The organism is Facklamia sp. P13055, from assembly GCF_050409445.1.
GTDB lineage: Bacteria > Bacillota > Bacilli > Lactobacillales > Aerococcaceae > Facklamia.
Genome location: NZ_JBNUPL010000029.1, coordinates 1 through 11,917 on the forward strand (window position 1 = coordinate 1; position 11,917 = coordinate 11,917).

The 11,917-nt window shown below is 36.3% G+C and carries 11 protein-coding genes; all 11 read left to right on the forward strand.

Going from position 1 to position 11,917, the window contains the following annotated elements; all coding sequences use genetic code 11:
* Positions 1–1,819 (forward strand): preprotein translocase subunit SecA (locus ACQV2O_RS07860; RefSeq protein WP_428875490.1); only part of this gene is annotated, 1,819 nt, incomplete at its 5' end.
* Between the two features lie 77 nt (positions 1,820–1,896).
* A protein-coding gene (gene prfB / locus ACQV2O_RS07865) for a peptide chain release factor 2 (protein ID WP_428874177.1) occupies positions 1,897–3,007 on the forward strand; the annotation gives its coding sequence in 2 pieces (ribosomal slippage) (positions 1,897–1,968 and positions 1,970–3,007; 1,110 coding nt in all).
* A gap of 42 nt (positions 3,008–3,049) precedes the next feature.
* Positions 3,050–3,736, forward strand: coding sequence for a cell division ATP-binding protein FtsE (gene ftsE, locus ACQV2O_RS07870; RefSeq protein ID WP_428874178.1), 687 nt, complete (start codon positions 3,050–3,052; stop codon positions 3,734–3,736).
* A complete protein-coding gene (ftsX, locus tag ACQV2O_RS07875; protein WP_428875491.1) occupies positions 3,723–4,607 on the forward strand; it encodes a permease-like cell division protein FtsX in 885 nt (294 codons plus the stop codon). The genes ftsE and ftsX overlap by 14 nt, the downstream gene beginning before the upstream one ends.
* A gap of 137 nt (positions 4,608–4,744) precedes the next feature.
* A complete protein-coding gene (locus ACQV2O_RS07880) occupies positions 4,745–5,512 on the forward strand; it encodes a response regulator transcription factor (RefSeq protein ID WP_428874180.1) in 768 nt (255 codons plus the stop codon).
* On the forward strand, positions 5,509–7,266 hold the full coding sequence (gene pnpS, locus ACQV2O_RS07885; protein WP_428874181.1) for a two-component system histidine kinase PnpS: 1,758 nt from the start codon (positions 5,509–5,511) through the stop codon (positions 7,264–7,266). The genes ACQV2O_RS07880 and pnpS overlap by 4 nt, the downstream gene beginning before the upstream one ends.
* Before the next feature lie 177 nt (positions 7,267–7,443).
* A complete protein-coding gene (gene pstC / locus ACQV2O_RS07890) occupies positions 7,444–8,352 on the forward strand; it encodes a phosphate ABC transporter permease subunit PstC (protein WP_428874182.1) in 909 nt (302 codons plus the stop codon).
* Positions 8,352–9,167 carry a phosphate ABC transporter permease PstA gene (gene pstA, locus ACQV2O_RS07895; RefSeq protein ID WP_428874183.1) on the forward strand — a complete coding sequence of 272 codons (816 nt, stop codon included), beginning with the start codon at positions 8,352–8,354 and terminating at the stop codon, positions 9,165–9,167. Before pstC ends, pstA begins: the two co-directional genes overlap by 1 nt.
* A 1-nt stretch (position 9,168) precedes the next feature.
* Positions 9,169–9,930, forward strand: coding sequence for a phosphate ABC transporter ATP-binding protein PstB (gene pstB, locus ACQV2O_RS07900; RefSeq protein ID WP_428874184.1), 762 nt, complete (start codon positions 9,169–9,171; stop codon positions 9,928–9,930).
* A 20-nt stretch (positions 9,931–9,950) separates the two neighbouring features.
* The gene (gene phoU, locus ACQV2O_RS07905) at positions 9,951–10,610 is read left to right on the forward strand and encodes a phosphate signaling complex protein PhoU (RefSeq protein ID WP_428874185.1); all 660 of its coding nucleotides are present in this window, start codon (positions 9,951–9,953) and stop codon (positions 10,608–10,610) included.
* A gap of 139 nt (positions 10,611–10,749) precedes the next feature.
* Positions 10,750–11,697, forward strand: a complete 948-nt coding sequence (locus ACQV2O_RS07910) for a substrate-binding domain-containing protein (RefSeq protein ID WP_428875492.1) — start codon at positions 10,750–10,752, stop codon at positions 11,695–11,697.
* Positions 11,698–11,917: the final 220 nt, after the last annotated feature.

An 11,917-nucleotide genomic window follows, 5' to 3' on the forward strand; every position in this document is an offset into this window, starting at 1 on the left:
AATTGATGAGGCTCGTACACCGTTGATTATTTCTGGTCAAGGTGAGAAATCGACAGCCCTCTATAATCGGGCAGATTATTTTGTTAAGGGATTGAAAGAAGAAGAAGACTACACCATTGATTTGACTTCTAAGTCAATTGTTTTAACAGATATTGGAGTTGACAAGGCTGAAAAAATCTTTCGCTTAGAAAACCTGTATAATGTTGAAAATTCATCACTGGTTCATCATATTGATCAAGCTTTACGCGCAAATTACATTATGATTCATGATATTGACTATGTGGTAGACGAAGAGGAAGTTAAGATTGTCGATCCATTTACAGGTCGTATTATGGACGGTCGTCGTTATTCAGATGGACTTCACCAAGCGATTGAAGCAAAAGAAAATGTTGAAATCCAAGATGAGTCCAAGACAATGGCAACGATTACTTTCCAAAACTACTTCCGTATGTATGAAAAATTATCTGGAATGACGGGAACGGCTAAGACGGAAGAAGAAGAATTTAGAGAAATTTACAATATTAACGTCGTTTCAATCCCAACCAATCGACCAGTTATTAGAAAAGACCACCCAGATTTGCTTTATCCAAACTTAAAAGCTAAATTTGCTGCCGTCGTAGAAGAAATCAAAGAACGTCATGCTAAAGGGCAACCTATTTTAGTAGGGACAGTGGCTGTAGAAACTTCAGAGTACCTATCAAAATTATTAACAAAAGAAGGTATTCCTCATGAAGTCTTGAATGCTAAAAATCACTTTAAAGAAGCTGAAATTGTTATGGCTGCCGGTCAAAGAGGTGCGGTAACCATCGCGACCAATATGGCTGGACGGGGAACCGACATTAAGTTAGGATCAGGAGTTAAAGAAGTAGGCGGACTCGCTGTTATCGGAACTGAACGTCACGAATCACGTCGAATTGATAACCAGTTACGTGGACGGGCAGGACGTCAAGGAGATCCCGGGGCATCACAATTCTATTTATCACTAGAAGATGATTTGATGCGACGTTTCGGATCAGACAGAATTCAAAAGGTTTGGGAAAAACTGAATATGACAGACGACAACAATGAAGGAGAAGATCTTGCTATTCAAAGTAAGATGTTATCTCGTCAAGTTGAATCAGCCCAAAAGAGAGTGGAAGGTAATAATTACGATACTCGTAAGAGTGTTTTAGAGTACGATGAAGTTATGCGTGAGCAAAGAGAAGTTATTTATGGTCAAAGATTGGCGGTGATTAATGAAGAAGAAACCTTAACACCTCATATTAAAGCAATGATTAAACGGACCATCGAGCGTGAAGTGGCCTATGCTACTGAAAACGATGAAAAGGATTGGAATTTAGACAGTCTATTGGACTTCGTTCACAACACATTATTTAGTCCAGAAAAAATCTCAATAAAAGACTTAGAACGTAAGAGCAGAGAAGAATTAATAAATTATTTGTATAATGAATCTGTGTCGGCTTTTGATGAGAAAATTGCTTTACTAAATGGTCCTGAACAAGTTTTAGAATTTGAAAAAGTAATTATTTTGCGTGTGGTTGATTCGAAATGGACAGACCATATTGATGCGATGGATCATTTACGTCAAGGTGTTGGTCTAAGAGCATACGCTCAAACGAACCCTCTAACAGAATATCAAACAGAAGGCTTTGATCGCTTCCAAGAAATGATTGCTGCAATTGAATATGACATCACTCGATTCATAATGAAGGCACAAATTCGTCAGAATTTGGAGAGGGAGCAAGTTAATTCCACAAACCCTCGGGTAAAACCAAGTTCAATGCCTAAACACCAAAGTGTAAAAACATTAAAAGGCTAATATGACAGAATAGCAAAGGTCCTGCGGATTAACTCCAAAGGACCTTTTGTGTCAATTTTAAAAAGTAAGGTGATATGATGGAAATATATGAAATTAAGGACCAAATAGAATCAGCCCAACTTAATATTGAAAAAATAAGGGGGTCCCTTTGACATCGATAAATTGGAAGCAGACGTTGCTGAAATGGAATCGAAGATGTTAAAGGAAGATTTTTGGGACGATAATCAAGCTGCTCAATCTTTAATTCAAGAATTAAATAAATGTAAACTCGAAAAAAACTCTTTTTATCAATTAGAAGAAGGACTGGATGATGCAATGATTGGACTAGAGCTTATTGAAGAAGGCCAAGATCCTGAATTACAAAAAGAGCTAGAAGAAAAGCTGGTCTTACTCAATAAACAAATTGATGATTATCAACTATCTCTTCTTTTGTCGGGAGATCATGACCATCTCAATGCGATTATGGAAATTCACCCAGGAGCGGGAGGGACAGAATCCCAAGATTGGGGCGAAATGTTGTTGAGAATGTATGAACGCTGGGCGAGTCACAATCATTATGCGATAACATTTATAGATTATCAAAATGGGGATGAAGCAGGCATTAAAAGCGCTACTTTTGAGGTTTCTGGCTATAAAACTTATGGACATCTGAAGTCGGAAAAAGGGGTTCATCGTCTCATACGGATATCGCCTTTCGATTCTAATGCGCGCAGACACACTTCCTTTTGTTCAATTGATGTTACTCCGATGATTGATGGTTCGATTGAGCTAGAAGTAAATCCTGAAGATTTACGTATCGATACTTATAGAGCTTCAGGAGCTGGCGGACAACATATAAACAAAACTTCTTCTGCCGTTCGAATTACACATCTTCCGACAGGAATTGTTACTCAAAGTCAATCCAATCGTTCACAAATTCAAAATAAAGAGCAAGCTATGAGCCTCTTGAAAGCAAAACTTTATCAAAAAGAAGTGGAAGAAAAAGAAGCTGAATTACAAGCGATAAAAGGTGAGCAAAAAGATAATGCCTGGGGTTCACAAATCAGGTCCTATGTTTTCCACCCTTATTCAATGGTAAAAGACCATCGAACGAATTATGAAACGGGGAATATCGACGCTGTAATGGATGGAGAATTAAATCCTTTTATTGATGCTTACTTAAGGTGGAATATCCAAGAAGAAAAATAAGTAATAAAGAGTGAAGAATTACTAGTATGTGAGGTGAAATTGTTGATTAAGCTAATTAAAGCGAGCAAACAGTATGGTAATGGAATATGGGCTGTTAAAGATGTGAGTCTCGAGATAAATAAGGGAGAATTTGTTTATTTAGTAGGACCTAGTGGTTCGGGGAAGTCTACGCTGATGAAATTGTTAAATCGTCAAGAAAAAGTTACAAGCGGACAAGTGATTGTTAATCAGTTTAAAGCGCATGACTTAGCTGAAAGGAAAGTTCACCTATTACGAAGGCAAGTTGGTGTAGTTTTCCAAGATTTCAAACTTTTACACCAATTTACAGTAGCTGAAAACATTGCTTATGCATTAGAAGTTACAGGAGAGAGTAAAAAGAAAATTAAAAAACGTGTGTTGGAAGTTCTTGATATCGTTGGTTTAAAGTCTAAAATGCATCAATTACCGAACGAGTTGTCAGGTGGAGAGCAACAAAGGGTTTCCATAGCGAGAGCTTTAGCTAATCGTCCTCAAGTGCTTGTGGCGGATGAACCGACGGGTAATTTAGATCCAACCAGTGCAGTTTTGATAATGCGAGCTTTAGAAAAAGTTAATCGCTCTGGAGTAACTATTCTAATGGGAACTCATAATGATAATATCGTTAACTCCCACCCTCACCGAATTTTACAAATGCACCAAGGTAGATTGGTAAGAGATATAAAAAGAGGTGTAAAAAATGAAATGGATTAGATCCCGTATTCGTCATTTTAGAGACGGAATGAGAAATTTATTTCGAAATGGCTGGCTGACTTCTGCATCAATCGTAGTTATGAGTCTAACTTTATTTTTATTAGGCACCTTTTTTGTTCTCGTATTGAATATTAATCAATTGACAGAAACGATTGAAAATGAGATTCAAGTACGAGTGATGATTGATCCTTTAGCAGAGGTTGCTGATGAGAGAAAACTTGGTGATGAAATTGCAGCGATGGATAATGTTGTTAAAGTTGTCTATCGGTCGGCAGAAGAAGAATTAGAGTCTTACCAAGAAGTTATTACAGAAGATTTTGATGTTTTAATGGATCAAAATCCTCTTAACAATATGTACTTAGTCACTGTAAATTCAGCTAATTCATTAGAGCAAGTAACCAAAAAAGTTCAAAAATTAAAATGGGTTCAAAGTGCTAATATTGGTTCAGTCAATCTTGAGAGCTTGATCCAAACAATTGAAATTATGCGATATGCTATAGCTATTTTAGGAGCTGTTTTTATTCTGATAGCTATCTTACTTATCTCCAACACAATTAAAGTAACTATTCAGTCGCGCTCAAGAGAAATTGAAATCATGGAGCTGGTAGGTGCAAAAAAATCTTATATAAAGGCACCTTTCGTTATTGAAGGGGGAAGTGTAGGAATTATAGGCGCTGCCATAGCCAGTATTGTTTTATATTTTTCCTACCAAGCAATCCTTAGCCTGGCTCAAGAGTTACTGGCTTTTAATCCGGAGTATGCCATGCCTATTTATCCTAATATCTTGTATATATCTGGTATTTTGCTGGTTTTGGGCTATCTATTAGGTGTTTTAGCAGCAAAAAGAGCTGTTAACAAATTTTTTAAATAGAAATTTAAAAGACTTCCCTATTCTTTTAAAGGGAGGTCTTTTTATAGTAGTGAAAGCTATTGATTAGAAGATATCTTTTAATAGATGAAGGCGTCTGATAGAATAAGAAAGTACTTAGAGATCCTAGGAGGTTGGCTATGAAAAGAGTGCTGGTTGTCGATGATGAACAATCGATATTAATGTTATTAGAATACAATTTAAATCAAGCTGGTTTTGATGTGGTCACTGCAGAAGACGGTAAGACCGCTTATAAATTGATTAAAAAAGAAAAGTTTGACTTTATCATTTTAGATATTATGCTTCCAAAAATGGATGGAATGGATGTATGTCGCCGTGTGCGTCAAGAAAAAATTGAAACACCTATTTTAATGTTGACGGCCAAAGATGATGAATATGATAAGATTATTGGCTTAGAATTAGGAGCAGATGATTATATGACCAAGCCTTTTAGCCCAAGGGAGGTTATTGCCAGAATTAAGGCAATTGGGCGTAGGATGCAAAGTAGCGAAAAGAATGTAAAAGAGGTTGAAAGTCAGACAGAATCAGTAGATATTACACCTCTACAAGTTCCTACTAATGCATCTGAGAATTCAAATGATGTGATAAGGCTCGGTAAGTTAGAAATATTTCCAGACCGCTATGAAGTGATATGTGATGGTAAATCAATTGATTTAACGCCCAAAGAGTTTGAACTCTTACTCTATATGGCAGTTAGAAAAGGGCGTATACTTAGTCGTGATCAACTGCTTAATAACATATGGAATTTTGACTACGCGGGTGAAACGCGTATCGTCGATGTCCATATTTCACATTTAAGGGAAAAAATTGAAAGCGACACAAAAAGTCCTGAATATATTAAAACGGTAAGAGGGTTTGGTTATAAATTTGAGGTACCACAAGCATGAAACTGATAGACCCGAGCCAAAGACGCCGACAATTGGGACTAGGAATTGTCCTATTTATGATAGGTATTTTATCTTTAGTTTATTTGGGTTACAGACAAATTGAGCAGACAATTTATACGATTTTACAAGATCAAGTGCAAACTCATTCAGCTTACATATTCATTAAAGATCAAAGTCGGATAGAAGATTATTATCAAGACCTAGATAGTATCTTTAGTGGTGAAGATCGCGAGGTTTTTTTAATTTCTCAAAGAAATAATTCGAAAAATCGCTTAGTACCCAATACTTTATGGAGAAATTCAAAAGAAGGTAATACAAAGAGCAGTCTGAGTCTCATTCATCAAAAGATTATTAAAAATAAAGGTCAAAATATAATTTCCTGGAGAGCTGATCAACGGATCTATGCTGGTAAGAAATTAAATTGGAACAAACAAACTGTTTGGTTGGTTGAATCGGTCGATAAGAACTACTTTTCTTTCAAATGGCAAGAATATTGGAAGCTGGTAGCAATTTATATTATGGTTCAGCTTTCCCTTATATTCTTAGCTATTCGATTAGCCTTGCTAAAAACTACGGGTCCGATTCAATCAATAAGGCAAGGGATAGAAAAGGTTAGAGATTCCGATTATCATTATGAATACCTTGAACATTCGATTCCCGAAGTTAATCAATTAGGACAATCAGTTACCGATATTGTCAAGTATTTGGGAGAAGACCGCAATGATCTGATTTCTGGACAACAGCAATACTCTTTATTACTGGAGAACATCAACCTTGGAGTATTAGTCATTGACTCTCAAGGAAAGATTGATCTCATGAATCCAGCTTTAGGAAAAATTTTAGGACTGTCGCCAACAGTAATTGGGCGTCCTTACCAAGCAATTTTAAAATCTTTTCAATTAATCAGTTTGATTAATCGAGTGATGCAAACACATTTGCCTGTACAAGAAGAAGTAGAAGTTTATGTACCTAAATCAAAATTCTTGGATGTCAATATCCTTTCCTATCAAGAATATCAAGCCAGTGAAATGTCTTTTTTGGTATTACTCTATGATATAACTGAAATCCGTCGTTTAGAAACGGTAAGAAGTGAATTTGTAGCCAACGCTTCACATGAACTAAGAACACCTGTGACTGCTATCAAAGGTTTTGCAGAAACACTCTTAAACGGAGCGCTAAAAGATAAGAAGGCAGCTAATAAATTTGTTAACATTATTGCCAAAGAAAGTAATCGACTGGAAATGATTATTGAAGATATTCTTGAGTTATCTCGTGTTGAAAAAAGTGAAAATAATTTACCTAGATCAAGCTTTTATGTGGATAAAGTAACAGAAAATATGATCGAGTTTCTTTCTCAAAAAACTGCTCAAAAATCAATTAAGGTCGAATTGATTTCTAATAACAATATTGCTTTGAAAGCAGACCAATATCGCTTTGAGCAAATTTTAACCAATCTATTAGACAATGCTATTAACTATTCAGATGAAGGCAGTCAAATAACAATTAGTATTAAAGAAAAAAAGAAAAAAATTGAATTAACTGTTGCTGATACAGGAATAGGGATACCCGAAACAGAGATGGATCGAATCTTTGAAAGGTTTTACCGAGTTGATAAAGCGCGCAGTCGAAATTCAGGTGGAACAGGCCTTGGGCTTTCGATTGTGCGCAATTTAGTCAAAATGATGGGTGGTAAAATCGAGGTAAAAAGTCAAGTGGGGGTAGGGACATCGTTTACGATAATTCTCCCTAATTAATGATGACGCTTACAGTTAAGAATGTTATAAGAAAGCCCTTCACCCAGGGTCTTGTAACATATTTGTAACATTATTTGCTGAAAATTTACAAAGAATTTACATAGGTGAAGTACAATAACAATGTACTATCAATGCAAGAGTTATTGTAGTCAAGTAAATTGTGGAGGAGTTGTCTTAATGCAGGGCAAAGTGCTAGAAAGATTCATGAAATATGTCTTTATGTTTTGTGCATTCTTATCTATTTTATCAATTGTTTTAATCTTCTATTTCATCTTTGTAGGTGGAACAGTTGATGACGGAGTTTGGAAATTCCAAGGTGGAATTCCTTTTCTAATGAAGCATGGCTTCTTAAAAACCTTTGTAGGTCAGCAGTGGCAGCCTTCTTGGAAAGAGCCTCTTTATGGTATTTTCCCTTTCATTATGGGGTCTATTTATGTTACGGTTGGCGCTATTGTTGTTGGAGTTCCCATTGGAGTTCTAACGGCTATTTTTATGGCATATTTTTGTCCAGATTTTTTATATAGAATCTTTAAGCCAGCAATTAACTTAATGGCAGCCATTCCTTCAATCGTTTATGGTTTTTTTGCTCTTCAAATGATGGTTCCATTCATCAGAGGATTAAAGTTTTTACCAGCTAATAATGGAATGAATATACTGACAGCTTCGGTCTTATTAGGTGTAATGATTCTACCGACTGTAATTGGACTTTCAGAAGCAGCTATTCGAGCGGTGCCGAGACACTATTATAATGCCTCAATGGGTCTTGGTGCTACTCATGAGCGATCTGTTTTAAATGTCATTGTCCCAGCGGCTAAATCTGGTATTCTATCTGCCATTATCTTAGGGATTGGTCGTGCGATTGGTGAAACAATGGCGGTTGTTTTAATTGCTGGAAATCAACCAAGGTTGGCTAAAAGCTTGTTTGAAGGAACAAGAACACTGACTACCAATATTGTGTTGGAAATGGGATATGCAAGTGGTGATCACCAGCACGCACTAATTATGACAGCCTCAATGTTATTTGTTTTTATCTTAATTATTAACGGTACCTTCATGTGGATTAAATCGAAAGGAGATAGAACTTAATGAGCGCAAAAATCATTCGCTTTATTGTTTGGCTAGCAGCCTTTTTTACCATAGGTATGTTGCTCTTTATCATCGGTTTCATTCTTTGGAACGGCTTGCCGGTTATGAACACTCAACTTTTTGCCTGGGAATACAATTCAAACAATGTATCGATGATGCCTGCTATTATTTCAACCTTAATTATGATTGGCTGTTCACTTTTAATATCTGCTCCAATCGGAGTCTTTTCAGCTTTTTATTTAGTTGAGTATGCAGACCGTGGAAATCGATATGTACATTGGATTCGGTTAGCAACCGATACACTGGCTGCGGTTCCTTCAATTGTTTATGGTTTATTCGGGATGTTACTGTTTGTGAATGTAATTTTTAAAACCTATTCTCACATTGCTGGCATTTTAACGTTATCCATTATGATTTTACCAATCATTATTTCTTCAACAGAAGAAGCTTTACTTTCGGTTAATAATTCTTTAAGGATGGGTTCCTTAGCTCTGGGTGCTGGTAAATTAAGAACGATATTTACAGTTGTTCTTCCTGTTGCTATGCCAGGTATCTTATCCGGAATTATCTTAGCAATTGGCCGTATTGTAGGGGAGTCGGCGGCCTTAATTTATACGATGGGTACGTCCTCAGGTATGGTTAAAAACCTATTGAGTTCGGGTAGAACATTGGCTACACATATGTATGTTTTATCTTCAGAAGGTTTTCACGTTAAAGAAGCTTATGCAACAGGAGCGGTTTTGGTATTGCTGGTCTTAATTATCAACTGGCTATCTACACTCTTAGGCGCTCGATTAGGTTCAGGAGGAAAATAAAATGGCAAACAGATCAAAATTCTCAGTTCAAAATTTAGACTTTTATTACAGTGAGTTTCATGCCTTAAAAAATATTGATATGGAAATAGAAGAAAATTTGGTAACAGCCCTTATCGGACCTTCTGGTTGTGGAAAGTCTACTTTCTTAAAAATTTTAAATAGAATGCAAGATTTGACACCGGGTACACGAGTGGATGGAAAAGTTGCTTTGGATGGCATGGATATTTACGATAAACGGATGGATGTTAATGATTTACGTAAAAGAGTCGGAATGGTTTTCCAACAACCCAACCCTTTTCCAAAGTCTATCTATGACAATATTGCATACGGACCAAGAACTCACGGTATCAAAGATAAAACACAATTAGATCAAATAGTAGAAGAGTCCTTAAAAGGGGCAGCTATTTGGAACGAGGTTAAAGATAAGCTTCATCAAAATGCTACTGCCGTATCTGGTGGTCAGCAGCAAAGAATTTGTATTGCGCGTGCAATTGCCAACCAACCTGAAGTTATTCTAATGGATGAACCGACTTCTGCTTTGGACCCTATTTCAACAAACAAAATCGAAGATTTAGTGAGTGAATTGAAGAAAAAATATACCGTAATTATCGTTACGCACAATATGCAACAGGCCGGACGTATTTCTGATAAAACTGCCTTTTTCTATGAAGGTGTAGTGGTTGAATTCGATGAAACCGAAAAAATCTTCTCGAATCCAGCTAATGATCAAACGCAAGATTATATTTCTGGACGCTTTGGATAGACACTTGAAAGGAGTCAATCATGAGAAATATTTACACAAAGGATTTAGAAGACTTTTCAAATAAGTTATCAGAACAAGCAACAGCAGTCATCGAAAATGTGCATTTAGCTATTAACGCATTCAATAATGACGACACCAGTGCAGCTTCAAAATTAAAAGAAGCAGATCAAGAAATTAACCAATTAGCCAATGAGATTGAAAAAGAAGCTTATCGTTTAATCGCCTTACAACAACCCGTGGCGGAAGATCTACGTTTGATTTTTACAGTAATGAGCATCAGTGTTGACTTAGAAAGAATAGGTGACCATGCTGTTTTAATAGCAAAAAATGTTAATCGAACTAATGAAGATACAGAAAAAATTAAATCCTTAACAGAAATAATAAATAAAATGGCTCAAATGGTTTTTGAAATGATCAATGATGTTCTAGAAGCTTTTTCGGAAAGAGACGCGGTAAAAGCACAAGAGATTGCCGACCGTGACGAATTAGTTGATGCCTGTCTTAAACAACTTTATAATGACTCTGCTTTACGAATGGAAAAGAATAGAGAGTCTGTTAATACAGGAATTAACTATCTAGCAATTGGGAATTCAATTGAAAGAATTGGTGACTATGTCACTAATATTTGTGAGCGAATTGTATATCTTAAAAAAGCAGAGATAGTTGATTTAAATCACTAGTATTTACTCAAACTTAACACTAAATTTACATTAAATTTACAAATTTTATGTATACTATGAATGTGCTAACGTTGAGTGAGTTCGATGTTGGCAATGTAGTTGTGTTGCTGATTTGATAAAATTTAAGGAGATGTAATTAATGAAAAAATCATTAAAAGCTTTACTATTAGTAGCTGTAGCAGGTTTAGGGTTGTCGGTAGTTGTTCCAGCAATGGCTCAAGAAGGGCCAATTAATGTAATTAGTCGTGAAGATGGTTCAGGTACCCGTGGCGCATTTGTTGAAATTGTCGGTGTTGTTGATGAAGATGATAACGACCTAACTACGCAAAATGCTACTGTTCAAAACCAAACATCTGGTGTAATGCAAACAGTTGCTGGAGACCCTTCAGCAATCGGATATATCTCATTAGGATCACTTGATGATTCAGTGAAAGCATTAAAAGTTGATGGTTCTGAAGCGACTCCTGAAGCTATCAAAGCTGGAGACTATCCAATCGCTCGTCCATTTAATGTTGCATGGTCAGCAGAAAAAGAATTATCTGAAGTTGCAAATGACTTTTTAACATTCATTCATTCTCAAGAAGGACAAGCAGTAGTTGAAGAAGAAGGATACATCAGCGTAACACCTGCTGGCGAAGAGTTAGATGAAACTGTAGAAGCAGAAAGTGAAGAAGTAGAATCAGAAGAAGCAGCAGAAAGTGAAGAAGTAGAAAGTGAGCTAGCTCCTTATGAAGCAACTGCAGAATTAGAAGGAACTGTTGAAGTTGTTGGATCAACTTCTGTATCTCCTTTAATGGAAAAACTTGCTGAAGCCTATAAAGAATTCCAACCAAACGTTGAAATTAATATTACTTCAAACGGTTCATCTGCAGGTATGGAAGCAGCAATGAATGATACCGCTGACTTAGGTATGGCTTCTCGTGAATTAAAAGATGAGGAAATGGAAGCTTTAAAACACGACGCAATTGCTATCGATGGTATCGCAGTAGTAGTAAATAATGAAAACCCTACTGAAGAAATGACTCTAGAAGCAATCCGTGGAATCTTCTTAGGAGAAATTTCTACTTGGGAAGATACGGTAAAATAATTAAGTGAATAAGTAAATAATCAAGGCGCACCTTGGGTGCGCTCAGACTGAAGACAAAGCCCTCTAAACCACTACTTCTTAGTGAATTAGAGGGCTTTTTTGTGTATAATAAAAAGAAAACGGGTGATTCGTATGATGTCAAAAAATGCTGACAGTAAAACCTTTGAAGCACGTCATCAGATGGCTTTTCATGCGCTCGAAGACCTTGTTCCAGAAGAAC

Bases quoted from the DNA above. Each gene is read 5' to 3' on its own strand.
- ftsX (WP_428875491.1), top strand. From the start codon at position 3,723: ATGAAATGGATTAGATCCCGTATTCGTCATTTTAGAGACGGAATGAGA.
- ACQV2O_RS07880 (WP_428874180.1), top strand. From the start codon at position 4,745: ATGAAAAGAGTGCTGGTTGTCGATGATGAACAATCGATATTAATGTTA.
- pnpS (WP_428874181.1), top strand. From the start codon at position 5,509: ATGAAACTGATAGACCCGAGCCAAAGACGCCGACAATTGGGACTAGGA.
- pstC (WP_428874182.1), top strand. From the start codon at position 7,444: ATGCAGGGCAAAGTGCTAGAAAGATTCATGAAATATGTCTTTATGTTT.
- pstA (WP_428874183.1), top strand. From the start codon at position 8,352: ATGAGCGCAAAAATCATTCGCTTTATTGTTTGGCTAGCAGCCTTTTTT.
- pstB (WP_428874184.1), top strand. From the start codon at position 9,169: ATGGCAAACAGATCAAAATTCTCAGTTCAAAATTTAGACTTTTATTAC.
- phoU (WP_428874185.1), top strand. From the start codon at position 9,951: ATGAGAAATATTTACACAAAGGATTTAGAAGACTTTTCAAATAAGTTA.
- ACQV2O_RS07910 (WP_428875492.1), top strand. From the start codon at position 10,750: ATGAAAAAATCATTAAAAGCTTTACTATTAGTAGCTGTAGCAGGTTTA.